Origin of the sequence: Corynebacterium sp. CNCTC7651, from assembly GCF_021496665.1 — a bacterium.
Taxonomy (GTDB): Bacteria; Actinomycetota; Actinomycetes; order Mycobacteriales; family Mycobacteriaceae; genus Corynebacterium.
This window is the reverse complement of the sequence record NZ_CP071246.1, coordinates 1,180,092-1,205,205: the sequence shown is the minus strand read 5'-3', so window position 1 is coordinate 1,205,205 and position 25,114 is coordinate 1,180,092. Positions and strand designations below refer to the sequence as shown.

23 protein-coding genes are annotated in these 25,114 nt (G+C 65.9%); 18 read left to right on the top strand and 5 right to left on the bottom strand.

The window, feature by feature from the left end:
* Positions 1-55 precede the first annotated feature (55 nt).
* The 18 genes from JZY91_RS05805 (at position 56) to secG (ending at position 18,332) form a co-directional block, all read left to right on the top strand.
* Positions 56-2,068 carry a primosomal protein N' gene (locus tag JZY91_RS05805; protein ID WP_234948980.1) on the top strand — a complete coding sequence of 671 codons (2,013 nt, stop codon included), beginning with the start codon at positions 56-58 and terminating at the stop codon, positions 2,066-2,068.
* A gap of 56 nt (positions 2,069-2,124) precedes the next feature.
* The gene (gene def / locus JZY91_RS05800) at positions 2,125-2,622 is read left to right on the top strand and encodes a peptide deformylase (RefSeq protein ID WP_234948979.1); all 498 of its coding nucleotides are present in this window, start codon (positions 2,125-2,127) and stop codon (positions 2,620-2,622) included.
* A gap of 15 nt (positions 2,623-2,637) precedes the next feature.
* Positions 2,638-3,558: a methionyl-tRNA formyltransferase gene (gene fmt, locus JZY91_RS05795; RefSeq protein WP_234948978.1), complete on the top strand. Its 921-nt coding sequence runs from the start codon at positions 2,638-2,640 to the stop codon at positions 3,556-3,558.
* A complete protein-coding gene (locus JZY91_RS05790; protein ID WP_370639273.1) occupies positions 3,555-5,042 on the top strand; it encodes an RsmB/NOP family class I SAM-dependent RNA methyltransferase in 1,488 nt (495 codons plus the stop codon). The genes fmt and JZY91_RS05790 overlap by 4 nt, the downstream gene beginning before the upstream one ends.
* Positions 5,043-5,052: 10 nt before the next feature.
* Positions 5,053-5,715 carry a ribulose-phosphate 3-epimerase gene (rpe, locus tag JZY91_RS05785; RefSeq protein ID WP_234948977.1) on the top strand — a complete coding sequence of 221 codons (663 nt, stop codon included), beginning with the start codon at positions 5,053-5,055 and terminating at the stop codon, positions 5,713-5,715.
* Positions 5,654-6,706, top strand: a complete 1,053-nt coding sequence (gene ribD, locus JZY91_RS05780) for a bifunctional diaminohydroxyphosphoribosylaminopyrimidine deaminase/5-amino-6-(5-phosphoribosylamino)uracil reductase RibD (protein ID WP_370639272.1) — start codon at positions 5,654-5,656, stop codon at positions 6,704-6,706. The genes rpe and ribD overlap by 62 nt, the downstream gene beginning before the upstream one ends.
* Positions 6,707-6,711: 5 nt before the next feature.
* Positions 6,712-7,317, top strand: coding sequence for a riboflavin synthase (locus JZY91_RS05775; RefSeq protein ID WP_234948976.1), 606 nt, complete (start codon positions 6,712-6,714; stop codon positions 7,315-7,317).
* The gene (locus JZY91_RS05770) at positions 7,310-8,563 is read left to right on the top strand and encodes a bifunctional 3,4-dihydroxy-2-butanone-4-phosphate synthase/GTP cyclohydrolase II (protein ID WP_234948975.1); all 1,254 of its coding nucleotides are present in this window, start codon (positions 7,310-7,312) and stop codon (positions 8,561-8,563) included. Before JZY91_RS05775 ends, JZY91_RS05770 begins: the two co-directional genes overlap by 8 nt.
* A gap of 33 nt (positions 8,564-8,596) precedes the next feature.
* Positions 8,597-9,082 carry a 6,7-dimethyl-8-ribityllumazine synthase gene (gene ribH / locus JZY91_RS05765; RefSeq protein WP_234948974.1) on the top strand — a complete coding sequence of 162 codons (486 nt, stop codon included), beginning with the start codon at positions 8,597-8,599 and terminating at the stop codon, positions 9,080-9,082.
* A 46-nt stretch (positions 9,083-9,128) separates the two neighbouring features.
* Positions 9,129-9,665, top strand: a complete 537-nt coding sequence (locus JZY91_RS05760) for a PH domain-containing protein (RefSeq protein ID WP_234948973.1) — start codon at positions 9,129-9,131, stop codon at positions 9,663-9,665.
* Positions 9,666-9,674: 9 nt separating this feature from the next.
* A complete protein-coding gene (uvrC, locus tag JZY91_RS05755; RefSeq protein ID WP_234948972.1) occupies positions 9,675-11,765 on the top strand; it encodes an excinuclease ABC subunit UvrC in 2,091 nt (696 codons plus the stop codon).
* A gap of 10 nt (positions 11,766-11,775) precedes the next feature.
* Entirely contained in the window at positions 11,776-12,657 is an 882-nt protein-coding gene (rapZ, locus tag JZY91_RS05750; protein ID WP_234948971.1) for an RNase adapter RapZ, read from the top strand.
* A gap of 75 nt (positions 12,658-12,732) precedes the next feature.
* A complete protein-coding gene (yvcK, locus tag JZY91_RS05745; RefSeq protein WP_234948970.1) occupies positions 12,733-13,713 on the top strand; it encodes a uridine diphosphate-N-acetylglucosamine-binding protein YvcK in 981 nt (326 codons plus the stop codon).
* Positions 13,714-13,757: 44 nt separating this feature from the next.
* Positions 13,758-14,753 (top strand): DNA-binding protein WhiA, encoded by a 996-nt coding sequence (gene whiA, locus JZY91_RS05740; protein ID WP_234948969.1) that lies wholly within the window; start codon positions 13,758-13,760, stop codon positions 14,751-14,753.
* A 132-nt stretch (positions 14,754-14,885) separates the two neighbouring features.
* Positions 14,886-15,896, top strand: coding sequence for a type I glyceraldehyde-3-phosphate dehydrogenase (gap, locus tag JZY91_RS05735; protein ID WP_234948968.1), 1,011 nt, complete (start codon positions 14,886-14,888; stop codon positions 15,894-15,896).
* Between the two features lie 97 nt (positions 15,897-15,993).
* On the top strand, positions 15,994-17,211 hold the full coding sequence (gene pgk / locus JZY91_RS05730) for a phosphoglycerate kinase (protein WP_234948967.1): 1,218 nt from the start codon (positions 15,994-15,996) through the stop codon (positions 17,209-17,211).
* 33 nt (positions 17,212-17,244) lie between these two features.
* The gene (tpiA, locus tag JZY91_RS05725; protein WP_234948966.1) at positions 17,245-18,018 is read left to right on the top strand and encodes a triose-phosphate isomerase; all 774 of its coding nucleotides are present in this window, start codon (positions 17,245-17,247) and stop codon (positions 18,016-18,018) included.
* 71 nt (positions 18,019-18,089) lie between these two features.
* A complete protein-coding gene (gene secG, locus JZY91_RS05720) occupies positions 18,090-18,332 on the top strand; it encodes a preprotein translocase subunit SecG (RefSeq protein ID WP_234948965.1) in 243 nt (80 codons plus the stop codon).
* A 92-nt stretch (positions 18,333-18,424) separates the two neighbouring features.
* On the opposite strand, the gene pgl is transcribed toward secG, so the two are convergent.
* Genes pgl through tkt form a run of 5 tightly spaced genes read right to left on the bottom strand, consistent with a single transcriptional unit; the run spans position 18,425 to position 24,923 of the window.
* The gene (gene pgl, locus JZY91_RS05715; RefSeq protein WP_234948964.1) at positions 18,425-19,153 is read right to left on the bottom strand and encodes a 6-phosphogluconolactonase; all 729 of its coding nucleotides are present in this window, start codon (positions 19,151-19,153) and stop codon (positions 18,425-18,427) included.
* Position 19,154: 1 nt separating this feature from the next.
* On the bottom strand, positions 19,155-20,087 hold the full coding sequence (locus JZY91_RS05710) for a glucose-6-phosphate dehydrogenase assembly protein OpcA (protein WP_234948963.1): 933 nt from the start codon (positions 20,085-20,087) through the stop codon (positions 19,155-19,157).
* Complete coding sequence (zwf, locus tag JZY91_RS05705; protein ID WP_234948962.1) at positions 20,088-21,641, bottom strand: glucose-6-phosphate dehydrogenase; 1,554 nt, start codon at positions 21,639-21,641, stop codon at positions 20,088-20,090.
* Positions 21,638-22,723 (bottom strand): transaldolase, encoded by a 1,086-nt coding sequence (gene tal, locus JZY91_RS05700; RefSeq protein WP_234948961.1) that lies wholly within the window; start codon positions 22,721-22,723, stop codon positions 21,638-21,640. Before tal ends, zwf begins: the two co-directional genes overlap by 4 nt.
* Before the next feature lie 46 nt (positions 22,724-22,769).
* A complete protein-coding gene (gene tkt, locus JZY91_RS05695; RefSeq protein ID WP_234949066.1) occupies positions 22,770-24,923 on the bottom strand; it encodes a transketolase in 2,154 nt (717 codons plus the stop codon).
* Positions 24,924-25,114: the final 191 nt, after the last annotated feature.

Genomic DNA, 25,114 nt, shown 5'->3' with positions numbered 1-25,114 from the left:
GGCAAAAACATCTGGTCAAGGGTTTGTGGCGGATCTAGCGCTACACTCCTGTTGCATGTCCAATGCCCAAGCCAAACAGCTCCCCGTCGCCCGGGTGCTGCCGATGCTTGGGCCGCCGCACCTAGACCGGCCGTTTGATTACCTGGTGACAGAGGAAGACGGGGAGGCGGCGCAGCCCGGTGTGCGGGTGCGGATCCGCTTCGCTGGCCGGTTGGTGGACGCGCTTGTTCTAGAGCGCAGGGCCACATCAAACCACCAGGGCAAACTGCGATTCATTGAACGGGTGATCTCACCTGAGGTGGTGGCACCGGAGCAGCAGCGCACGCTCATTGATGCGCTAGCGAACCGCTACGCCGGAACCAGGCCGGATCTCTACCGCGCGGCCATCCCGGCGCGGCACGCCAAAGCGGAAGAGACGGATACGTCGACGTCGTGGGAAGCATTGGGGGAGGCGCAGGAACCGGATCTTTCGGCGTGGAGCGGCTACGAGTATGGGGAGTCTTTTGTAGATGCCGTGCTGGACGGCAAGCTGGCGCGCGCCGCGTGGCAGGTGGCACCCGGGGACGATTGGGCGGAGGCGTTGGCCGCGCTGGCGGTGAAAGTGGCGCTTGGCGGTGGCGGGGCGCTCATTGTGGTGCCGGATCAGCGCGATGTGGACCGTGTGGAGGCAGCGCTGCGCGCGCACGTGGCGGCAAAGCAGGTGACTACCCTGACTGCGTCGCAGGGGCCGCAGGCCCGCTATTCGCGGTACTTGTCTGTGCTGCACGGGCAGGGGCGAATTGTGGTGGGCACACGCTCCGCGGCATTTGCGCCGGTGGTGAACCTGCAGCTGATGGCGCTCATGCACGACGGGGACGACAGTTTGGTGGACCCCCGGGAGCCGTATTTCCACGCACGCGAGGTGATGACGACGCGATCCGCGATCGAGCGCGCCTCCCTGATCATCGGCGGGTATTCCCGCACTGCGGAGGCGCAGCTTTTGGTGGAAACGGGGTGGATGCACGAGCTCGTCGCTCCGAAGTCAAGCCTGCGCGCCCGCGCACCCCACATCCACGCTGCCGGCGACTCCGATTTTGAGTTGGAGCGAGACCCCCGCGCCCGCCAGGCCCGCTTGCCGTCGGTGGCGTTCCAGGCGGCGAACGCCGCGTTGGACCGTGGGCAGCCGGTGCTTTTTCAGGTTCCCCGGACTGGCTACATCCAGGCGCTTGCGTGCGGGCAATGCCGGGAGCCGGCGCGCTGCCGGTGGTGTAACGGGCCGTTGGGGTTGCCGTCAGCAAGCGAAGCCGTAGCCCCCACCTGCCGCTGGTGCGGGCGGGTGGACGCGCAGCACGTGTGTCCCGTGTGCGGCTCGCGCAAGGTGCGTGCGGTGGTGCTGGGCACGGAGCGTACTGCGGAGGAGCTCGGCCGCGCGTTTCCAAAGCACCGCATTCTCACATCCTGGGGGGAGAAGGTGCGCGACACCGTGCCCGCCGCGCCTGCCTTGGTGGTGGCGACTCCGGGGGCGGAGCCGCGTGTCGACGGCGGAATGTACGGCGCCGCAGTCTTCCTGGACACGTGGGCGCTGCTCCAGCGCCCTGATCTGCGGGCGGTGGAAGATGCGTTTGGCAAGTGGATGGCTGCCGCCGCGTTGGTTGCGCCCCACACTGCCGGCGGCGAAGTGGTTGTGGTGGCGGACCCGGCGCTGCCGGTAGTGCAGCACCTGATCCGGTGGGACGCACCCGGATTCGCAGCCCGCGAGCTGCTGCAGCGCCGCGACGCGGGGTTCCCGCCTGCGGTGCACATCGCATTGGTGGACGCGCCGGATAAGGCGCTGGATGACTTCTTCGAGCACGTTGACTTGCCGCAAGGCACGGAGCTGCTTGGGCCGGTGGATCTGCCGGGGGGCGTGAACCTGCCGGGCGAGTGGGATGAGGCTGCGCTGGGGCCGGCGCAACGGATGCTGGTGCGTGCGCCGCTTGCGGGGCGGGATGCATTGGGCAAGGCGCTGCGAGCGGGTGCGGTGAGCCGAGCGGCGAGGAAACAGGACGCCCCGCTGCGAATCCAGGTCAACCCCATTGACATCGGGTAAAGACGCTGGGTAGAGGCGTTGGGTAGCCCAAGGCGCCGCCAGTAGACTTGGCGGGCATGGCTATCAGACCGCTTCGCTTGTTCGGAGATCCCGTGCTCACGTCTACGGCATCGCCTGTCACCCAGTTCGATGGCGGGCTGCACCGCTTGGTGGAGGACATGCTGGAGACCATGGACGCCGCCGGCGGAGTGGGGTTGGCGGCGCCGCAGGTGGGCATCGGGCGGCGGGTGTTCGTGTTCGACTGCCAGGGCATGCGCGGGCACCTGGTCAATCCGGTGTGGCGGCCGCTTGGCACCGAGGACCAGGTTGGCCCCGAAGGCTGCCTGTCTATTCCGGGCATCCGGGCAGACATTGCGCGCCACGACACGGTGGTCGCCTCTGGCGTTGACGTGTATGGCCGCCCTGTAGCGCTGCGGGCCACCGGGCTTCTGGCGCGCTGCATCCAGCACGAAACAGACCACCTGGACGGGGTACTGTTCCTTACACACATGGAGCCGGAGGCGAAGAAAGCGGCCATGGCGCAAATCCGCGCCGCCGACTGGTTCACCGCATAGGAGGAGGAGACAGGCATGCGTCTTGTGTTCGCGGGCACCCCAGAACCCGCCGTCGCATCGCTCAAGGAGCTCATTGAGTCCCGCCACGAGGTGGTTGCGGTACTCACACGCCCCGACGCCCGGAAGGGGCGGGGGCGCACCCTGCACCCGTCGCCAGTCAAAGCCCTGGCGGAGGAGCACGGGATTGAAGTGCTGACACCGGCGACGCTGAAGGATAACGAGGAAATCCGCCAGCGCCTGCGCGACCTCGCGCCGGACTGCATCCCGGTGGTGGCCTACGGCAATCTCATTCCGGCGGACATGCTGGACATCCCCACCCACGGCTGGGTAAACCTGCACTTCTCGCTGCTGCCGAACTGGCGCGGCGCGGCACCCGTGCAGCACGCCATTCTGAACGGAGATGCCGACACGGGCGCCACGGTGTTCCGCATCGACGAGGGCTTAGACACCGGCGACATCCTGCACGTCCTGGCCGAGCCCGCTGCGTCCGACATCACCGCGGATGAGCTCCTTGGCCACCTCGCGGTTAGCGGCGCTGCCACGCTGGTTGAAACCATGGACCGGCTGGAGGACGGCACGATCGAGCCCACACCGCAGCCGGAGGAGGGCACCTACGCGCCCAAGATCACCGTGGAGCAAGCGCGCATTGACTGGACTCAGCCGGCAGACATCGTGGACCGCGCCATCCGCGCCTACACCACCGCGCCGGGCGCGTGGACCACACTGGGCGGCGAGCGTGTGAAAGTGGACCGCGTGACCCCGACGGATGCGGCGGATCTCGCGCCGGGCGAAGTAGCGGCCTCCAAGAAGGAAGTGCGCGTAGGCACCGGCACGAGTGACGTGGTGCTGAGCCGGATCCAACCGCCGGGCAAGAAGATGATGGTTGCCGCTGACTGGGCGCGCGGCGTGGATACTGAGGGGATGGTGTTCGAGTGAGCGGCGGGTTCAGGTCTCGCGCGGCTGGACGGCGCGAGGATCCGAAGAAGCGGCAGGGCAAGCAGCCTGGCGCCCAGCAGGGCGGCCAGCAGAAGAAGCCTTCGCGCGCCACGCAGCGCTACAGCGTGAAAGGCCGCCCGGCCTCGATCGGTGACGCGCCGCGCGAGGCTGCGTTCGAGGTGATCCTCCGCGTTACCCGAGACGGCGCCTTCGCCAACCTCACACTGCCTGGGCTTCTGAAGGAACGCAAGATCAAGGGCCGTGACGCGGCCTTTGCCACGGAGCTGACGTACGGCACGCTGCGCACGCTCGGCGTGGTGGACGCGGTGATCGCAGAATGCTCCTCCCGCCCGTTGGAGGAGATAAACCCGGAGGTGCTCACGGCGCTGCGCTTGGGCGCCTACCAGTTGCTGTACACCCGCGTGGAGGACCACGCGGCGGTGGATACCTCGGTGCGTCTGGTGGAAGCGGCGAACCAGGAGAAGGCCAAAGGTTTTGCCAACGGTGTCCTGCGCTCTATCGCGCGCATGCCCGCGGAGGAGTGGTTTGCGCGGCTTGCCCCGGAGGGGGACGTGGAGCGCCTCGCGTTCCGGCACGCGCACCCGGCCTGGATCGCCCGCTCCTTCGCTACTGCGCTGGGCGAGCGTGCGGACGCCGAGTTGGAGGCGGCGCTGGAAGCCGACTCGGAGCGCCCAATTGTCCACCTTGTTGCGCGCCCGGGCGAGATGAGCGCGGAGGAGCTCGCGCTGACCACCGGCGGGGAGGAGGGCAAGTACTCGCCGTACGCGGTCTACCTGCCGGAGGGTGACCCGGGGCAGCTGCAGGAGGTGCGCGACGGGTTGGCCGGCGTGCAGGATGAGGGGTCTCAGCTCATCGCCCGCGCCGCCGCCGAGGTTCCGGTAGAAGACGATCAAGGCCGTTGGCTGGATCTGTGCGCGGGCCCGGGCGGCAAGGCCGCGCTGATCGGCTCACTCGCGGCGATTGACGGCGCGCACCTGGACGCCATCGAGGTCGCCCCGCACCGCGCGGAGCTGATCCGCAAGGCGGTGGGGGATTTGCCGGTGACGGTCAAGGTCGCCGACGGTCGCGACCCCGGCCTTGAGCCCGGGTACGACCGCGTGCTGGTGGACGCCCCGTGCTCCGGCCTCGGCGCGCTGCGCCGCCGCCCGGAGGCCCGGTGGGTCAAGGGCGAAGAAGACATCGTGGAGCTAAACACGCTGCAGGCCGAGCTGCTGGCTTCGGCGGTGCGGTTGGCAAAGCCCGGCGGTGTGATCGTCTACTCCACGTGCTCCCCGGATGTGCGTGAGACGCGAGGGATCGTCGATAAGCAGAAAGCCCTGGGCGGGGTAGAGGAGCTGGATGCGCGCGAGTTTGTGGGCGAGATGGGGGACGTGGGCGAGCACCTGAGCGTGCAGATGTGGCCGCACCGGCACGGGACGGACGCGATGTTTATTGCCATCCTGCGCAAGCTCGGCGAAAGCTAGGCTGGGAACCATGATTTACATCGCCCCATCGATTCTGGCTGCGGACTACGCCGCGCTCGGCGAGGACGTGCGCAAGGTGCCCAACGCAGACCTCATCCACGTGGACATCATGGACGGCCATTTCGTGCCCAACCTGTCCTTCGGCCCGGACGTGACCAAGGCAGTCAACGGCGTGACGGAGCAGTTCCTGGATATGCACCTGATGATTGAGCAGCCGGAGCGCTGGTTTGAAACCTACGCTCAGGCGGGCGGGGACCGGATGGTGTTCCACGTGGAGGCCACCGGGGACCACATTGCGGCGGCCAAGCAGTGCCGCGGCCTGGGCGTGCAGTCCGGCTTTGCCGTGAAGCCCGGCACGCCAATCGAGCCGTATTTGGGCGACCTTGAGCATTTCGACGAGGTCATGGTGATGAGCGTGGAGCCCGGTTTCGGCGGGCAGAAATTCATGCCGGAGGTGTTGAGCAAGGTGATGCTGCTGCGCGACGCGATCCGCGAGCAAGGCCTGGACACCATCATCGGCATCGACGGAGGCATTGCTAACGCCACGATCGCCCAGGCAGCGGAGGCCGGCGTCGACGCGTTCGTGGCGGGCTCCGCCGTTTTCGGTGCGGATGACCCGGCGGCCGCCGTGGAGCGGCTGCGCCAGCTGGCGCAGGAGGCGGCGGGCAATTAACCCCGAGACACTGGGCACCGCCGCGGGCAGGGCGATCGCGGCCGGGGAGACCGCTCGCGGCCGCACGTCCCCGAATCCTCCCGTGGGCTGCGTGCTTATCGACGATTCCGGGGAACCCATTGCCATAGGAGCCACCGAACCGGCCGGCGGTGCGCATGCCGAGGTCCAAGCGCTGCGCGAGGCGGGCGAGCGCGCCCGCGGCGCGACCGCAGTGGTGACGCTTGAGCCGTGCAACCACACAGGCCGAACCGGGCCGTGTTCGCGGGCGCTGGTGGAGGCCGGGGTGCGTAAGGTGATCTACCTGACCGCGGACCCGAACCCGGAGGCAGCCGGGGGAGCGGCGTACCTGCGCGAGCATGGCGTTGAGGTGGAGCACATGCCGGTGCGTGTGGCCGCGCTCCAACCGTGGCTGACCGCGGTGCGCCTGGGCCGGCCGAGCGTGACCTTGAAGTTTGCGGCGACCCTGGACGGATTCACCGCCGCCGCAGACGGGACGAGCCAGTGGATCACTGGCGAGGAAACCCGGGCATTCGTGCACGAGGACCGTGCGACGCGCGACGCCATCATCGTGGGCACGGGCACGGTGCTTGCCGACGATCCCTCGCTCACCGCCAGGCACCCGGACGGGACGTTGTATGAGCAGCAGCCGCGCCGCGTGGTCGTCGGCACGCGTGCGGTGCCGGCCGGGTCGAACCTGGACCGGCTGGGCTATGAGCAGTACGCCACCCCAGAAGAAGCGCTGAGCGCGCTGTGGGAGACGGGGGCGCGCGACGTGCTGGTGGAAGGCGGCGCGGGACTGGCGAGGAGTTTTGTAGCGGCTGATCTGGTTGACGCCGTCCAGGCATACATCGCGCCGATGTTGCTCGGCGCTGGGCGCGGGGTGCTCGGCGGTCCCGTCGCCGCCACGTTGAGTGGGGCACACCGGTTCCGCAGGACGTTCTCACGCCCTTTTGGGGATGACGTGCTCATTGAATTGGAGAAGGAACAGTAGTCGCGATGTTTACGGGACTTGTAGAGGAAATTGGAAGCGTCGAAAAGCTTGAGCCCCTGGGCGACGCCGTGCGGATTGCAGTGCGCGCGCCGAAGGTGACGTCCGACGCAGCGCTGGGGGACTCGATTGCGGTGGACGGGGTGTGCCTGACTGTCGTGGAGGCGGCGGACGGGGTGTTCAGCGCGGATGTGATGCGTGAGACGCTGGACCGTTCTCGCATCGGCAGCTACGAGGCGGGGGCGCGCGTGAACCTGGAGCGCGCGGTGGCAGCCGGCGCGCGCTTGGGCGGCCACATTGTCCAGGGGCACGTGGACGGGCAGGGCGAACTGCTCGCGCGCACGCCGTCCGAGCACTGGGAGGTGTTCCGCTTCAGCCTGCCGGAAGCGCTCGCGCAGTATGTGGCGGAGAAGGGCTCCGTTGCGGTGAACGGCACCTCGCTTACCGTGTCCGCGGTGGGCGACGACTGGTTCGAGGTTTCGCTCATTCCCACCACGTTGCGGGACACCACTGCGGGGGAGCTAAGCATCGGCGAGGCCGTGAACCTTGAAGTGGACATTGTGGCCAAATACGTGGAGAAAATGCTGGGGGCTAGAGTTAACGCCCATGAGTGACAACGCCCGCCTGGATACCGTCGAGGACGCAATTGCAGCCATCGCCCGGGGTGAGGCCGTTGTAGTGGTGGATGATGAGGGGCGGGAAAACGAGGGCGACCTGATCTTCGCCGCTGAGCTTGCCACGCCCGAGCTGGTCGCCTTCATGGTGCGCTACACCTCCGGATACATCTGCGTGTCCATGGAGGACCAGGACGCAACCAGGCTCAACCTGCCCCCGATGGTGGCGCAGAATGAGGACGCCCGTGGCACTGCGTACGCCGTCACGGTCGACGCCGCCACGGGCACGACGGGCATTTCTGCCCGCTCGCGCGCGGAGACAATTCGCCGGCTGGCGGATCCGGCGTTCGGGGCCGAGGATTTCACGCGGCCCGGGCACGTGGTGCCGCTGCGGGCGCGCCGCGGCGGCGTGCTGGTGCGGGACGGCCACACCGAAGCGGCGGTGGACTTGGCTCGGCTGGCCGGCTTGCAGCCAGTCGGTGCCCTGTGCGAAATCGTCTCGGAGGATGATCCGACCGATATGGCGCGCTTCGACGAGCTGCGGCGCTTCGCAGACGCGCACGGGCTGAAGATGATCTCCATCGAGCAGCTCATCGCGCACCTGCGGCGGGAGGTTCGCACGGTGAGCCGTGTGACGGAGACGCGCCTGCCCACCGAGTACGGCGAGTTCACCGCCTACGGCTACCGCAATGACGTTGACGGCACCGAGCACGTGGCGCTTGTGGTGGGCGATGTCCACGAAGGCGAGGACGTGCTGGTCCGCGTCCACTCCGAATGTCTGACGGGAGATGTCTTCGCGTCACGCCGCTGCGATTGCGGCCCGCAACTGCACGAATCAATGCGGCGCGTGCAGGAAGCCGGCCGCGGCGTGGTGGTGTACATCCGCGGGCACGAGGGCCGAGGCATCGGCTTGCTTGCCAAGCTGGAGGCCTACCGGCTGCAGGACGAGGGCCTGGACACCGTGGACGCGAACTTGGAGCAGGGCTTGCCTATCGACGCTCGGGAGTACTCCGTGGCCGGGCAGATCCTGGCGGATCTAGGGCTGGCATCCTTCACGGTGATGTCCAACAACCCGGACAAGGTCGAGGCGTTGGCGGGCTTCGGCCCGCAGGTGCTGGGACGCACTAGGATCGAGATCGCACCGTCGCACGACAACATCGTGTACCTGCGCACGAAGCGTGACCGGATGGGCCACGACCTTGAGCGGGTGGGCGAATACCTGGCGCTGCACCCGGAATTGAACTGACACGCAACACAGACACGGAAATAAGGAGCACACATGTCTTCCACCGGAGCCCCTGAGGAGTATCAGTTACGCGCCGAGGGGTTGACCCTTGCCGTCGTATCCACCCGCTGGAATGACCGGGTGGTGGAGCTGCTGGAGGAGCGCGCTCTAGCAACCGCGGCTGAATTGGGCGTGAAGGTGGACGCGTACAAGGTGGATGGGGCGCTGGAGTTGCCGGTAGTGGTGCAGGCTTGCGCCCGCCGCTATGACGCGGTGGTGGCCCTTGGATGCGTGATTCGCGGAGAAACCGCGCACTTTACGTACGTGTGCCAGTCCGTTACCGAAGGCTTGACCCGGATTGCGTTGGACGAGGGCACACCGATCGGGAACGCCGTGCTCACCGTCGAGGATGAGGACCAGGCGTACGAGCGCGCTGGCGGCGAAGACGCTAAGGAAGACAAAGGGGCGGAAGCTGTCCGCGCGGCGCTCGGTGCGGCCCTAGAGCTGCGCAAAGTACGCTCCCTCCCGGTGAAGGGCTAGTATCAACCGGAAGTATGAGTTCCGTTTGTGGAGGGTTGGCAGCACGGTGAGCGAGAAGCAAAGCGAAACAAGGAGCCAGCTGAGCGATCGCGAACTGGCCTACCTCACCGCCCTAGACCCCCACGCCGCGACGACAACGAAGCCGTGGGAATTTGAGGTCCGATCCCAGTACCTGCAGCGCGTTGCCATCATTTGGATTTTGATTGTGATGGCCGTGCACATCTTCATGGCCTCTGTGGTGGATGTGGAGTTCACCGGGGTAGCCATTACCGGGGTGGACAAGTTCGCCTTCGTCGGCGTAGGCCTGATCATCTCCGCGGTGTCCTGGATCTGCCTGACACGCCCGCGCGTCCGCGCAAACGAGGACGGGGTGCAGGTAGTCAACATCATCGGATCACGGTTCTACCCGTGGGTGGTCATTTACGGCCTCGCGTTCCCCAAGGGCTCCCGCATGGCGCGCCTTGAGCTGCCGGACTTCGAGTACGTTCCGCTGTGGGCCATCCACGCTGGGGATAAGGAGCGCGCTATAAAGGCGGTTGAAAATTTCCGCGTGCTCGAGGCCAAATACATGCCGGAGGATTAGGCGGCTGCAGTGGCAAACCCGAAGAACTACCGCCCGGCGCCGGGGACCATTCCCACGGAGCCGGGCGTGTATAAGTTTCGCGACCAGAACGGCCGCGTGGTGTACGTGGGCAAGGCGAAGAATCTCCGCGCCCGCTTGAACAACTATTTCCAGCCGCCGAACACCCTGCATCCGCGCACGCGCCAGATGGTGTTTACCGCGGCGTCTGTGGAATGGACGGTGGTCTCCAGCGAGGTCGAGGCGCTCCAGCTGGAGTACACCTGGATTAAGCGGTACGACCCGTGGTTCAACGTCATGTACCGCGACGACAAGACGTACCCGATGCTCGCCGTAAGTGTGAAGGAGCGCTATCCACGCGCGTTCTTCTACCGCGGCCCCAAGCGCAAGGGTGTGCGCTACTTCGGCCCGTTCTCGCACGCCTGGGCGGTGCGGGAAACGCTCGACCTACTCACCCGCGTCTTTCCCATCCGCACGTGTTCAAACGGCGTCTTCAACCGCCACGAGGCGCTCGGCCGGCCGTGCCTGCTGGGCTACATCGACAAATGCGCTGCGCCGTGCGTGGGGCGCGTGAGCGAAGAGGAGTACGACGAGATTGTCGCCGGCTTCATGGGCTTCATGTCCGGCCGCTCCGACCAGCTGGTCCGCGGCCTGACCAGGCAAATGGAAGAGGCGGCGCAGCAACTCGAGTTTGAGAAGGCTGCCCGGCTCCGGGACGACTTGGGCGCAGTGAACAAGGTCATGGAGCGCCAAACCGTGGTGCTGAGCACGGACACGGACGCGGACATTATCGCCTTCGCCACCGACGAGCTCGAGGCCGCGGTACAAATCTTCAACGTCCGCGACGGCCGCATCCGCTCACAGCGGGGCTGGGTTGTGGAAAAGACCGGCGATGAGCCGGGGAGCTTGGAGCGTCTCGACGACGGTGAGGTGGACCCCGCCCTTCCAACACTGATGCAGAACTTTTTGGTGCAGTACTACTCAGATGCGGTGGAGCGGGTTCGCCTCGAGGAAGAAGAGGATGCCAAGCTGCGCGAGCAGAAGGTGCGCCGCCGTGGTGTGGACCAGGAATCCCGCGCTGAGGTGAAAGCGCCCGTGCCAGTCCCGCGTGAGATTCTGGTGGAGACCATGCCGGACGAGCTCGCCGACGTCACAGAACTGCTCACGCAGTTGCGCGGCGCGCAAGTGGATATCCGCGTTCCGCAACGCGGCGACAAGCGCGCGCTGATGGAGACGGTGCACAAGAACGCGGCCGAGGCGCTGCATCAGCACAAGCTCAAACGAGTGGGCGACCTTACCGCGCGCTCCCAAGCTCTGCAGGACATCCAGGATGCCCTTGGGATGGATGAGGCGCCGCTGCGCATCGAGTGCACCGACATCTCCCACATCCAGGGCACCGACGTTGTCGCCTCCCTGGTGGTGTTTGAAGACGGCCTGCCCAAAAAGAACGATTACCGCCGCTACCGCATCAAGGAAGCGGCGGGTGACGGCCGCTCGGACGACGTCGGCTCCATCGCTGAGGTCACCCGCCGACGCTTCAAGCGCTACAACGAAGACAAGCTGGCCAATCCGGACGAGGTGGCGGAGGAGCAGACGTTTGCCGACGAACGTGAGGAAAGCGACGTTGAGACCACCGGCGGCGCAGCATCGAAACGCTTTGCCTACCCGCCGCAGCTGTTCATCGTGGACGGCGGCAAGCCCCAGGTCAACGCCGCTCAAGCTGTCTTCGATGAGCTAGGCATTGTCGACGTGCAGCTGATCGGCCTGGCGAAACGCCTGGAGGAAGTGTGGGTTCCGGATGATGATGAGCCGGTGATTCTGCCCCGCAACTCGGAGGGCATGTACCTGCTCCAGCAGATTCGAGATGAGGCGCACCGCTTCGCCATCACCTACCACCGCCAGCAGCGTTCGAAGCGGATGCGGGCATCCGCGTTGGACTCGGTGCCGGGGCTCGGGCCTGCGCGACGCACCGACTTGGTGAAGCACTTCGGCAGCGTGAAGAAGATCAAAGATGCGTCCGTCGAGGAAATCCAGGAGGTAAAGGGGGTAGGGCCGAAGCTCGCACAAACGATCTTCGACCATCTCCATGCGGACGGTGGTTAGGATGTGGCCTATGCGCACTCAGGACCACGCGGGTACTCATCGCCCTGTCATCATCACCGGCCTATCCGGTGGTGGCCTGTCCACTGCGGCCAAGGTGTTTGAGGATAAAGGCTGCTTCGTTTCCCAGAACCTGCCCCCCAGGATGATCGTTGACCTGGTGGACCTGGTGGCGTCGGACGATTCTCCGGTGGAGCACCTGGCGGTGGTCACCGATGTGCGTGCCCGCATGTTCGGTTCCTTGATGGAGACCATCGAGCAGATTCGGGAACGGGGATACTCGCCGTTCATCCTGTTCCTCGAGGCGCGGGATGAGGTGCTGATCCGCCGGTTCGATTCAGTCCGCCGCACCCACCCGCTGCAGGGCGAGGATACGCTGCAGGACGGCATCACCCGGGAGCGCGAGTCGGTTGCGTCGGTGCGCGCCACGGCGGACGTGATCATCGATACGTCCAACCTTTCTGTGCACGACCTGCGCCGTGCGGTGGAGGCCTCCGTAGGCGAGCTTGCCATCGGCCGCCAGCACATCACCGTGGAGTCTTTCGGCTTCAAGCACGGCTCCCCGCGGGACGCAGACCTGATTTTGGATGTGCGTTTCCTGCCTAACCCGTACTGGGTGGAGGAGCTGCGCGATTACCGGGGCGTGGATGAGCCGGTGTCGGACTACGTGCTGTCTCAGCCCGGCGCACAGGAATTCGTGGACAACCTGGTGCAGCTGCTGTCCTCCACGCTCGCGGGGTACAGGCACGAGGGCAAGGACTTCATCACGGTGGGCATTGGCTGCACCGGCGGACACCACCGTTCGGTTGCGGTGTCGGAGGAACTTGGCCGCCGCCTGCGCCAGCTTGGCAACGTGGACGTAAACGTTATGCACCGCGACCTCGACCGCCAGTAGCGCCCTTACCACGCTCGTCTTAGCGTTCCTGCGTCACTTGCGCGCACGAACATTTTTCTAGAAAGGCCGAAACCTTTGAGCGACACCCCCTCGGATCGCCTCTCTTTTACCTGCCTTGGAGGCGGTCACGGTTTGTACCAGACCTTGCTGGCTGCTCGCGCTGCTGAGGCTAGGGAGATCAACGCGGTGGTCACCGTAGCGGATGACGGCGGCTCATCCGGCCGTCTCCGCAGGGAGCTGGACATCATTCCACCGGGCGATCTCCGCATGGCCCTGGCTGCCCTGACGGCGGAGAGCGAGGAAGGCGAGCTCTGGCGCGACACGCTACAGCACCGTTTCGGCGGCACGGGGGCCATGGCCGGGCACGCTGTGGGCAACCTCATCTTGGCGGGCCTGAGCGACCAGCTGGGCAACATGCAGGTGGCGTTGGACACCGTGGCCCGGTGGACCGGTTCAGTCGGCCGCGTCATCCCGCTGTGCGCGGAGCCGCTGCAGATCGAAGCAGACGTTGCCGGGCTGGACGATGATCCGCGGGTACTGCGCCCGGTGCGCGGCCAAGTTGCGGTTGCAACAACACCCGGCACCGTGCGCCGGGTGCGCCTCCTGCCCAGTAATCCGCGTGCGACAGCCGAAGCTGTTGACGCCATCATGCGCGCAGACGTAGTCACCATCGGCCCGGGCTCCTGGTTTTCTTCCGTCATTCCGCATCTCCTGGTGCCAGAGATCGTGGACGCGCTCAACCGCACCGACGCCACGGTTGCGGTGGTGCTGAACCTCTCGCCGGAGGCGGGGGAGACGCACGGGTTCACAACAGAGCGCCACATCCACGTCCTTAGCCAGCATGCGCCCGGGCTGAATGTTGACTGCTTCCTGGCAGACACGCTTGTCTGCCCGACCGAAGGGGAGCGCACGCACCTGCGGCGTGCGGCAGAGTCGGTCGGAGCGCAGATTGTGTTCCGTGACGTGCGTGAATCCACAGAGTCCGGGGATGTCCTCAACCGGCATGATCCGGCCAAGCTTGCTGCCAGCCTCCTGACCGCCGCGGCCGCGCGCTAAGCTTGAGCGCCTAGACAGTAGGCGTGTGACGAAAGGATGTCCCGGTGGCGCTGACCGCGAAGGTGAAGGATGAGCTGCTTGGCGTGCGCCGGACCAGCGCGGAGGCGCGGGCGGCTGAGGCCACCGCGCTCATCCGCTTCGCCGGCACCTTTGAACCGTTGCCCCGTGGCGTTGCCCTGGTGTGCGACTTTGCGGAGATGAAGGTGGCGCAGCGTCTTGCCCTGCTTCTCGACGATTGCTGTGAGGCCCCCAGCCGAATCGAGACGCTGGAGCCGGGCAGCGCCTCCAAGGACATTCGCTATCAACTCATCGTGGATGAGGGGGCGGAGGACGTAATCCGCCGGCTGAAGTTGGTCACGCCGTCCGGTCACGCGATTGTGGGCATGCCGCGCCAGGTCATCTCCGGCTCTATCGCGGGCGTGGAAGCCGCGTGGGCTGGGGCTTTCCTGGCCCGCGGAACGTTGACGGAGCCGGGGCGCACCGCGGCACTCGAGGTCGCGTGCCCTGGCCAAGAGGCGGCGCTTGCGCTTGTCGGCCTGGCCCGCCGGTTGGGGGTTGCGGCCAAGACACGCGAGACCCGCGGGGTGGAGCGCATCTCCATCCGCGACGGGGAAACCATCGGCATTCTGCTGAGCCGCATGGGCGCCCAGCGCGCACGGCTGGAGTGGGACGAGAAGCGCCAGACCAAGCAGCTCGGCGCTCGGACCGGCCAGCGCCTTGCCACGTTCGACGATGCGAATACGCGCCGCTCCGCGCAGGCCGCGGCCACCGCAGCGCGCAGGGTTGAGCGAGCACTGGAAATTCTTGGGGACGATGTGCCGGAGCACTTGGCCGAAGCTGGCTTCCTGCGCGTCGAACACCGCCACGCTTCGCTGGAGGAGCTGGGCCGGTTGGCGGACCCGCAGATGACCAAGGACGCAGTAGCGGGCCGCATCCGCCGCCTCCTGTCGCTCGCTGACAAACGCGCGGCAGAGCTGGGGATCGAAGACACCCACGCAGCCGCGGAGGCCGCGGAGGAGCTTGGCGGCGAGGAAAGCTGACGTCGGCAAGCATCCTGCTCCTCACGATTCTGCCCCTGCACGGAGTTTCCGACGTGGCTACACTTGGAATCATCGGATCAAAGAGGTCCGGTTAGTCCGACGAAGTCTCACTGTTAAAGAGGAGTAAATACTGTGACTACCCGCATTGGCATCAACGGTTTCGGTCGTATCGGCCGCTCCGCGTTCCGCATTATCCTGGACAAGTTCGAGGGTGAACTTGAGGTTGTCAAGATTAATGATCTGACTGACAACAAGACGCTGGCGCACCTGCTGAAGTACGACACCGCATACGGCCAGCTGGGACAGGACGTTACGTTCGACGATGAGTCGATCACCGTTGCCGGCCGCCGCATCGAGGTTACCGCTGAGAAAGATCCGGCAAACCTTGCATGGGGTGAGGCAAACGTCGACATCGTGCTGGACTGCACCGGCCGCTTCACCAACGGCGAGGATGCGAAGGCTCACCTCGACGCCGGCGCGAAGAAGGTCATCATTTCCGCTCCGGGCAAGAACGTCGACGGCACCTACGTGTGGGGCGTGAACCACACCGACTACACCGGCGAGCAGAACATCATCTCCGCAGCATCCTGCACCACCAACTCCCTGGCACCGGTTGCCAAGGTGCTGGACGAGGCTTTCGGCATCAAGTCCGGTCTCATGACCACCATCCACGCCTACACCGGGGACCAGCGCCTCCAGGACGCGCCGCACAAGGACCTGCGCCGTGCCCGCGCTGCGGCCCAGAACATTGTGCCGACCACCACTGGTGCTGCAAAGGCTGTTTCCCTGGTGCTGCCAAACCTCGAGGGCAAGCTGGACGGCTTCGCAATGCGTGTGCCGACGATTACCGGTTCCGCCACCGACCTGACCGTGCAGCTGAACAAGGAAGTCACCGTTGACGAGGTCAACGAGGCCATCAAGAACGCCGTGCAGGACGAGACCCTGGGCGTCGCCCTGGAGTACACCGAGGACCCGATTGTCTCCTCCGACATCATCGGCAACACCCACGGCGCAATCTTCGACGCTGGCATGACCCGCGTGATTGACGGCAATCTGGTCAAGGTCATCTCCTGGTACGACAACGAGTGGTCCTACACCTCTCAGTACGTCCGCATGACCAAGTTCGTTGCGGACCAGCTCTAAATCCACCTGATGGGGGCCCGGTGAGTGTGCGAGGAGCACGCCCCGGGCCCTTTGTGGCAGAACCCCTCTTTTACAACTTTTAATTAGGAGAAATTCAATGGCTACCCAGACTTTGCAGCAGCTTCTCGACGAAGGGGTGGACGGCCGCCACGTCCTCGTCCGCTCCGACTTCAACGTCCCGCTTGACGACGAAGGCAACATCACCGACGCGGGCCGCATCGACGCCTCCCTGCCGACGTTGAAGGCCCTGCTCGACGGTGGCGCAAAGGTGATTGTGATGGCGCACCTCGGCCGCCCGAAGGGCGAGGTGAACTCCAAGTACTCCCTGGCACCGGTGGCGGAGGCGCTGTCCGAGCGCCTAGGCCAGTACGTTGCGCTGGCGTCCGATGTGTCCGGCGAGGATGCGCACGAGCGCGCCAACGGCCTGACCGAGGGCGAGATCATGCTTGTGGAGAACGTGCGCTTTGACAAGCGCGAGACCTCCAAGGACGAGGCTGAGCGCGAAGAGTTTGCTAAGGAGCTCGCCGCGCTGGCCGCGGATAACGGCGCCTTCGTTTCCGACGGCTTCGGCGTTGTCCACCGCGCGCAGACTTCTGTGTACGACGTTGCCAAGCAGCTGCCCGCCTACGCAGGTTTCCTGGTTGACACGGAGGTGGAGACCCTCTCCCGCGTGAAGGACGCGCCGGAGCACCCGTACGTAGTGGTGCTCGGCGGCTCCAAGGTGTCCGACAAGCTCGGCGTGATCAAGGCGCTTGCGGAGAAGGCGGACAAGGTCATCATCGGCGGCGGCATGTGCTACACCTTCCTTGCAGCTCAGGGCCACAATGTGCAGAAGTCCCTCCTGCAGGAAGACATGATCGATACCTGCAAGGAGCTCATGGACACCTACGGCGACAAGCTCCTCCTGCCGGTTGACGTTGCAGCAGCGCCGGAGTTTGACAAGGACGCCGAAAAGAAGATCGTGGGCCTGGATGAGATCCCGGAGGGCTGGATGGGCCTGGACATCGGCCCGGAGACTGCGAAGAAGTACGCCGAGGCAATCGAGGATTCCAAGACCGTGTTCTGGAACGGCCCGATGGGTGTGTTCGAGTTCCCGAACTTCGCGGACGGCACCAAGGCTGTGGCTGAGGCCATGATCGCGGCGACCAAGAACAACGATTCCTTCACCGTGGTTGGCGGCGGCGACTCCGCGGCATCCGTGCGCACCCTCGGCCTGGACGAGGACGGTTTCTCCCACATCTCCACTGGCGGCGGCGCCTCCCTCGAACTCATCGAGGGCAAGGACCTGCCGGGCGTGGCAGTGCTGTCGAAGTAAACCGAGCACACAATCTCAAGGAGCTGAAAAATTATGGCACGTAAACCGCTGATTGCCGGCAACTGGAAGATGAACCACGACCACCTTGAGGCGATCTCGAGCGCGCAGAAGCTGGCGTTCGCGTTCCCGAAGGACGGTTACGAGTTCGTTGACGTTGCGCTCACTGTTCCGTTCACCGACCTGCGCTCCATCCAGACCCTGGTGGAGGGCGACAAGCTGCAAATCACCTACGGTGCGCAGGATGTCTCCGCGCACGACAACGGTGCCTACACCGGCGAAATCTCCGCATCCATGCTGGAGAAGCTGGGCTGCACCTGGGTTGTGGTCGGTCACTCTGAGCGCCGCGAGTACCACGGCGAGACCGACGAGCTGGTCGCCGCCAAGGCAGCTAAGGCGATTGAGCACGGCATGAGCCCGATCGTATGCGTGGGCGAGCCGCTGGAGATCCGCGAACAGGGTACCCACGTGGACTACGTGGTCGACCAGACACGCGCCTCGCTTGAGGGCCTGGACCTGTCCAAGACCGTCATCGCGTACGAGCCGGTGTGGGCCATTGGCACCGGCAAGGTCGCCTCTGCCGAGGATGCGCAGGAAGTGTGCCACGCCATCCGCGAGCTGGTGCGCGAGCTGTCCGACGACGCTACCGCGGATGCTATCCGCATCCTCTACGGCGGCTCTGTCAAGGCAGATTCCGTCGCCGAGATCGTGGGCCAGCCGGATGTGGACGGCGGCCTTGTCGGCGGCGCGTCCCTCGACGGCCAGGACTTTGCCAAGCTCGCCGCCGCTGCGGCGCAGGCTGTGCAGTAAGACCTGCATACGTTTCCCGTCCCCCGTGTCCAGTTCTTGGGCACGGGGGTTTGTGGTGTAGGGTGGTGCGCATGACGCTTGCCCTTGAGATCGTGCTGGTCATCACCTCTATCCTCTTGGTGGTGTTTATTCTGCTGCACAAGGGCAAGGGCGGTGGCCTGTCCACCCTCTTCGGTGGCGGCGTGCAGGCCAACCTCTCCGGTTCGACCACGGTGGAGAAGAACCTTGATCGTGTGACCGTGATCTTGGCCATCATCTGGATCGTGTGCATCTTCGGCCTGAACCTCACCCACACGTTCGCTGTGCCGGCGTAAGCCACTCGAGCATACAATCGAGGCCCCTGTCCTCCAAGCTCCTAGGAGCGGAGAGGATAGGGGCCTTTGGCGTGAGGCAATAGTCGTAGTGCCTAGATCTGGCTGGCGGCGTCCTCGGTGATGAAGAGCTCCGTCTCCAGCCGGCCTTGAGCGCCGGCAACCGGCCAGTCTTCTGGGTCTGCGCCTCGGTGAAACGCCGCGGCAGCCTCCGCCTTCTCAGCCCCGGAGACCAGTAGCCAGACCCGGTCCGCACGTTGGACCGCGGGCAGCGTGAGGGTGGCGCGTTCTGCAGGCGGCTTCGGGGAGTCAGTCACCGCCACGACAAGTGCGACGCGTTCCCGCACAGCGCCGGTGTGCGGGAAGAGGGAGTTGATGTGGCCCTCGCCGCCCATGCCGAGGAGGTGGATGTCAAAGCCCTGCGGCGCGTACTGCTCAAGCGCCTCGGCGTAGTTGTTGACTGCAGAATCCATGTTGCCGCCCTCGAGCGCGTAGCCATGAATGTTGGCCGCTGGGATCGCCACATGATCAAGCAGCGCGTCTCGTGCTTGGCCCTCGTTGGAGTCCGGGTGAGAGACGGGAACGTTGCGCTCGTCGCCGAAGAAGACGTGCACACGGGACCAGTCGACCCGGGATTCTGCGTTTTCGCGCTCCCGCACCTGCTTGAGTAGCGCGATGCCGGCCGTGCCGCCGGTGAGCACCAGCCGGACAACCCCGTCACCGTGCGCACCACCGCGCGGGTCGGACTGGATGGTGTCGATCTCGGTGATGAGGAGGTTCGAAGTAGCGTCGATAAGCGCGGAAAGCTCCGGGAATACCTGCATGTTAGCCCACCTGCACGTGTTCGAGGCCGGCGAGCGCCCGGCCGTAGGTTGCGTCTGGGTCGAGGTGCCGCAGCTCCTCGGCGAGGCAGTCTGCGTCCGTGCGGGCCTCCAGCGCAACAAACGTGTCCGGGCGGTTTGGCACGGCAACGCGGACAGTTTGGGCATCCACGACCTCGACCGTGATGTCGCCGAGATTGGATGCAAGCACGAGCAAATCGATCGGCGCGCCGTTATCCGCGCGCGGGGTGTCCTCTGCGGTGTGGCGAGTGACGGTGACGTGGAGTGCGCTGGAGAGCCAGCCGGCGGCGACATCGACGCTTGGGTCATGGGCGGGGCCCGTGATTTCGACGCCAGTGATGATCGCGTCTGGGCAGCGATCCAGGGCCGAGGCGACAACGCCGCGCCATGGGGTGATGCGGGACCACATCATGTCGCTATCGCCCGGGGTGTAACCATTCGTCGCCCGCAGCAGCGCGTTGCCGGTGACGTTACGGTGCGTGTTGGAGATGCGGCGCTGCGCGATATTGCCCAGCGGCGCCGCTGCGGGACGTGCGGGCGCGGTGGTGGGCCACCAGGCGACGATGGGGGTGTCCGGCAGGAGTAGGGGAGTGACCACGGCATCCAGGTTGTCCGTCAGCTCCCCGTGGAGCTGCATGACCACCATTTCGGAGGCCCCAGCATCCGCGCCAACCACAATCTCTGCGTCGAGGGAGGTGTGCGCGTCCGAATCGCCGAGGATGAGGACCAGCACGCGGGCGGGGTGCTCGCGCGTGGCATCCCTAATCGTGGCAAGGATGTCGCGCACGTTATCGCGTGCCTTCACCGCCACCAGCAGGGTAAGCACGCGGCCGGTGGCAAGGGAGTAGTTCTCGCGGGCGTTGATCAGCGTCGACGCGATCTGCCGCGTTGTCGTGTCCGGCAGGGAGATGATCATTTACGGGCGCCTCCATTCGCGGCCGTCTTTGCGCAGCATGCGGTCAGCGGACTCCGGGCCCCACGTACCGGCTTGGTACTCGTCCGGGCGCCCGCCTGCCGCCCAGAACTCCAAGATCGGGTCGAGGATCTCCCAGCTTCGTTCCACCTCGTCATTAGTGGGGAAGAGGGAGGACTCATCCAACAGCGCATCCAGGATCAGGCGCTCATATGCCTCGGGCGACTGCTCCGTGAATGCCTCAGAGTAGGAGAAATCCATGTTCACGTCGCGGACTTCGAACGCGGAGCCCGGCACCTTGGAACCGAAGCGCATGAGCACGCCCTCGTCCGGCTGCACGCGGATGACCACGGCGTTGTTGGTCAGCAGGTCGGTCTGGCCCTCGGTGAAGGGCTGGTACGGCGGGCGCTTGAACACCAGCGCAATCTCGGTGACGCGGCGGCCAAGGCGCTTGCCGGTCCGCAGATAGAACGGCACGCCGGCCCAGCGGCGGGAGTTGATCTGCAGCGTGCAGGCGGCGTACGTCTCCGTGGTGGAATTCGGGTCGAACCCCTCCTCCTCGCGCAGGCCCACCACGTGCTCCGAGCCCTGCCAACCCGCGGTGTACTGGCCGCGCGCGGTGGTCTCCTCGAACGGGCCGACCGGGGTCGTCGCCCGCAGCACCTTCAGCTTCTCCGCCTTGAGGCGGCGCGGGCTAAAGGACGTCGGCTCCTCCATCGCCACAAGCGCGAGCAACTGAATCAGGTGGTTCTGAATCACGTCGCGGGCGGCGCCGATGCCGTCGTAGTAGCCGGCACGGCCCCCGAGCCCAATGTCCTCCGCCATCGTGATCTGGACGTGGTCGATGTAGTGGGAGTTCCACACCGGCTCAAACATCTGGTTGGAAAACCGCAGCGCCATGATGTTCTGCACGGTCTCTTTGCCCAGGTAGTGGTCGATGCGGAACACCGCGTTCTCGGGGAAGACAGTGTTCACGACGGCGTTGAGCTCGCGTGCCGACGCTTGATCGTGGCCAAACGGCTTCTCAATAATCACCCGTCGCCAGCGGGAAGAACCATCCTCCCCGTGCTGCGCAGCCATGCCGCAGCGGTCGAGCTGGTTGATCACGCCCGCAAAGTGCTCCGGCGGGACAGAGAGGTAGAACGCCCAGTTCCCGCCGGTGCCGCGGGTGGCATCCATCTCGGCGAGGAGGGCGGCGAGGCGATCAAAGGCAGCATCGTCATCGAACGCGCCGGTGACAAAGTGCATGCCCTCCGCCAGGCGGGTCCACACGTTCTCGTTGAACTCGCACCGCGAGGAAGCGGTCACGGCCTGCTTGACGTAGGCCTCGAAATCCTCCTTGGACCAGTCCCGGCGCCCAAACCCGACCAGTGTGAACCCGGCGGGCAGCAGTCCGCGGCTTGCAAGGTCGTAGACCGCGGGTAGCAGCTTCTTGCGCGCCAAATCTCCGGTCACGCCGAAGATGACCATGCCGGACGGGCCGGCGATGCGGGGCAGGCGGGTGTCATCGAGCGCGCGGAGCGGGTTTGCGGGTGGCGCCGGGTGTGGCCGCGTCACTTGAGGTTAGCCTCCATGGAATCCAGCAGTTCCTGCCAGGCATCGACGAACTTGTCCACGCCCTCGCGCTCCAGCACTGCGACCACGTCGCCGAGGTCGATGCCGACTGCCTCCAGCTGATCGAAGATTGCCTGGGATGCCTCGGCGGTTCCGGTCAGGGTGTCGCCTTTGACCCCGTTGCCCTCGATCGCCGCGTCGATGGTGCCTTCCGGCATCGTGTTCACGGTGTCCGGTCCTGCCAGCTCCACCACGTACATGTCCGCCGGGTAGTCCGGGTTCTTCACGCCGGTGGACGCCCACAGCGGGCGCTGCTTGTTGGCCCCAGCCGGCAGGTCAGACATGTCAGCGAACTCGTCCAGGAACACCTGGTAGGCCAAGCGGGCGTTGGCGATGCCGGCCTTACCGCGCAGCGCCAGCGCCTCATCCGAACCGATGGTCTCGAGGCGGTTGTCCACCTCGGTGTCCATGCGGGAGACGAAGAAGGACGCGACGGAGTGGATCTTGGACACGTCGTGCCCGTTGGATGCGGCGGCGCGGATGCCTTCCTTGTAGGCCTGCACAACCTGCTTGTATCGGTCCACGGAAAAGATGAGCGTGACGTTGACGGAAATACCAGCTGCGAGGGACGCAGTGATTGCCGGCAGAGACTCGTCCGTCGCCGGGATCTTGATCATCACGTTCTCGCGATCCACCAGCTTCCAAAGCTCGGCGGCCTGGGCGACGGTCTTCTCCTCGTCGGCGGCGTAGCGCGGGTCCACCTCGATTGACACGCGGCCGTCCTTGCCGCCGGATGCCTGGTACACATCCGCGAAGAGGTCGCAGGCATCCTGCACGTCCTTCACGCTCATGGCGTAGACGGCGGCGTCCGCGAGGGAGCTGGCCTCCCGCAGTTCCGCGAGCTGTGCGCTGTACGCGTCCCCGGTGGACATTGCCTTGGCAAAGATTGCCGGGTTGGTGGTCACGCCGACAATGGACTTGGACGCCTTGATCTCGTCCAAGTTGCCGGAGGTGATGCGGTCGCGGGACAGGTCGTCGAGCCAGGTGGAGGTGCCTGCTGCAAGCAGGTCATCAATTGCGGTCATTCGGAATTCCTCTTTTCTGATCTGGCGCTGGTGCGTGCTGCTGGTCCTAGATGCCGTCGCCGCGCGTCGGCTCCGCCTCGGTGTCACCCACGCGCTCGCTGGTGGGCACGGAGCGGTCTTCCGCGACGCAGCTCAGGGTCTCTCGGGCTACGCGCAGGACATTCTCCGTCGTAAAGCCGAAGCGCTCGAAGAGCTCCGAACCCGGGGCGGAGGCGCCGAAGTGCTCGAGGGAGACGGCGCGGCCGTGCTCGCCCAGGAAGCGGAACCACGGCATAGCCACGCCGGCCTCGACGGAAACGCGGGCCTTGACGCTGCGGGGGAGGATCTCGTCGATGTATGCGTCCTCCTGCTCCATGAACCACTCCATGCACGGCATGGACACGACGCGGGTGGCAACGCCCTCCGCCTCGAGGGCGGCCGCTGCCTCCACGGCGTACTGCACCTCAGAACCGGTGGCGATGAAGATCAGGTCCGGGGTCTCCTTAGATTCCTCCACCAGCACGTACGCGCCGCGGGCGACGCCGTCGAATGCCTTTTCCTTCGTGCCCTCAAGCACCGGGAGGTTCTGGCGGGACAGGGCAAACGCCTTCGGCTGCTCCTTCGCCTCGAGCGCGGCCTTCCACGCAGCGGAAGTTTCGTTCGCGTCCGCCGGGCGGATGATGGCCAGATCCGGGATGGCGCGCAGCGCCGTGAGTGTCTCCACCGGCTGGTGGGTCGGGCCGTCCTCGCCCAGGCCGATGGAATCGTGCGTGAACACGTAGTAGCCGTCGATGCCGGACAGGGCGGCAACACGGATGGAGGGGTAGAGGTACTCCGAGAAGATGAGGAAGGTGCCGCCGTAAACGCGGGTGCCGCCGTGCAGGGCGATACCGTTCATGACAGCGCCCATCGCGTGCTCGCGGATGCCGAAGTGCAGGTTGCGGCCGTACGGGTGGGCGGTGAACATCTCGGTGGAGATTTCCTCCGGGCCGAAGGACGGTGCGCCCTTAATCAGGGTGTTGTTGGAACCTGCGAGGTCGGCCGAACCGCCCCACAGCTCCGGCAGCGCCTTCGCTGCCGCCTGGATCGCCGCCTCGGAAGCCTTGCGGGTGGCCAGGCCCTTCGCGTCCGCGTCCCAGGTCGGGAACGCAAGCTCGCCCTCGCCCCAGCCCTGCGGCAGCTCGCGGGCGGTCAGGCGGTCGAACAGCGCCTTGCGCTCCGGGTTCGCCTCTGCCCAGGCAGCGAACTGCGTATCCCACTCAGCCCGCTTCGCGGCCGCGCGCTCGCCCAGCTTGCGGGTGTGGGCGATTACCTCAGCCTCCTCGGGGAAGGTCACCTCCGTGTCAAATCCCAGCACCTCCTTGACACGGGCGACCTCTTCGGCGCCCAGGGCGGCGCCGTGGACGGCACCGGTGTTCATCATGGTCGGCGCCGGGTAGCCGATGACGGTCTTCACACGGATGATCGTCGGACGCTTGGTGTCCGCCTGCGCCTCAGCGACAGCGGCCTCAATGGCGGCAACGTCCTCGCCGGACTCCACGGTCAGGGTCTGCCAACCGTAGGCCTCGTAGCGCTTCATTACGTCTTCGGTGAATGCAATCTGGGTGTCATCCTCAATGGAGATGCGGTTGTCGTCCCAGAACAGGATCAGGTTGCCCAGCTGCTGCGTGCCGGCCAGGGAAGATGCCTCAGAGGTCACGCCCTCCTGCAGGCAGCCGTCGCCCGCAATGACGTAGATGTAGTGGTCGAACGGGGACTCACCCGCCGCGGTGTCCGGGTCGAACAAGCCGCGCTCCCGTCGCGCCGCCATTGCCATACCCACTGCGGAGGCGAGGCCCTGGCCGAGCGGGCCGGTGGTGATCTCGATGTGGTCGGTGTGGTTGTACTCGGGGTGGCCCGGGGTCTTCGATGCCCAGGTGCGCAGTGCCTTCAGGTCCTCCAGCTCGAGGCCGAAGCCGCCGAGGTAGAGCTGCACGTATTGGGTGAGGGAGGAGTGGCCGTTGGAGAGCACAAAGCGGTCGCGGCCCACCCAGTCCTTATCATTCGGATCCACGCGCATCACGCGCTGGAAGAGGGTGTAGGCGAGCGGAGCGAGTGACATCGCGGTGCCCGGGTGGCCGGAGCCGCAGTTTTCCACTGCGTCCGCGGCCAGGACGCGTGCCGTGTCCACAGCCCTCGTATCGGTCTCCGTCCAATCCGCAGGGTAGTTGCGGACAGTCATGGCCTCAAGTTCTGGGGGCAGCGTTGCGGTCACGTGTTCCTCACTTCATTGTTCACGGTGCGGTGCCGGAAGGCACCGGCACCCCTGGGCGTTTCCCGCTTGATCCTACCGTTTGGGTAGCGCCCCGGCGTGCAGGTGGAGGGTGTGGGCGGTCGGCTCCAGTCCGCGTCGATTCGTTGCGCACCGCGAGT

Bases quoted from the DNA above. Each gene is read 5' to 3' on its own strand.
- JZY91_RS05775 (WP_234948976.1), top strand. From the start codon at position 6,712: ATGTTTACGGGACTTGTAGAGGAAATTGGAAGCGTCGAAAAGCTTGAG.
- pgl (WP_234948964.1), bottom strand. From the start codon at position 19,153: ATGCAGGTATTCCCGGAGCTTTCCGCGCTTATCGACGCTACTTCGAAC.
- ribH (WP_234948974.1), top strand. From the start codon at position 8,597: ATGTCTTCCACCGGAGCCCCTGAGGAGTATCAGTTACGCGCCGAGGGG.
- rapZ (WP_234948971.1), top strand. From the start codon at position 11,776: ATGCGCACTCAGGACCACGCGGGTACTCATCGCCCTGTCATCATCACC.
- fmt (WP_234948978.1), top strand. From the start codon at position 2,638: ATGCGTCTTGTGTTCGCGGGCACCCCAGAACCCGCCGTCGCATCGCTC.
- ribD (WP_370639272.1), top strand. From the start codon at position 5,654: ATGACCCGGCGGCCGCCGTGGAGCGGCTGCGCCAGCTGGCGCAGGAGG.
- JZY91_RS05770 (WP_234948975.1), top strand. From the start codon at position 7,310: ATGAGTGACAACGCCCGCCTGGATACCGTCGAGGACGCAATTGCAGCC.
- rpe (WP_234948977.1), top strand. From the start codon at position 5,053: ATGATTTACATCGCCCCATCGATTCTGGCTGCGGACTACGCCGCGCTC.
- tkt (WP_234949066.1), bottom strand. From the start codon at position 24,923: ATGACTGTCCGCAACTACCCTGCGGATTGGACGGAGACCGATACGAGG.
- tal (WP_234948961.1), bottom strand. From the start codon at position 22,723: ATGACCGCAATTGATGACCTGCTTGCAGCAGGCACCTCCACCTGGCTC.
- pgk (WP_234948967.1), top strand. From the start codon at position 15,994: ATGGCTACCCAGACTTTGCAGCAGCTTCTCGACGAAGGGGTGGACGGC.
- def (WP_234948979.1), top strand. From the start codon at position 2,125: ATGGCTATCAGACCGCTTCGCTTGTTCGGAGATCCCGTGCTCACGTCT.
- JZY91_RS05805 (WP_234948980.1), top strand. From the start codon at position 56: ATGTCCAATGCCCAAGCCAAACAGCTCCCCGTCGCCCGGGTGCTGCCG.
- secG (WP_234948965.1), top strand. From the start codon at position 18,090: ATGACGCTTGCCCTTGAGATCGTGCTGGTCATCACCTCTATCCTCTTG.
- tpiA (WP_234948966.1), top strand. From the start codon at position 17,245: ATGGCACGTAAACCGCTGATTGCCGGCAACTGGAAGATGAACCACGAC.
- JZY91_RS05710 (WP_234948963.1), bottom strand. From the start codon at position 20,087: ATGATCATCTCCCTGCCGGACACGACAACGCGGCAGATCGCGTCGACG.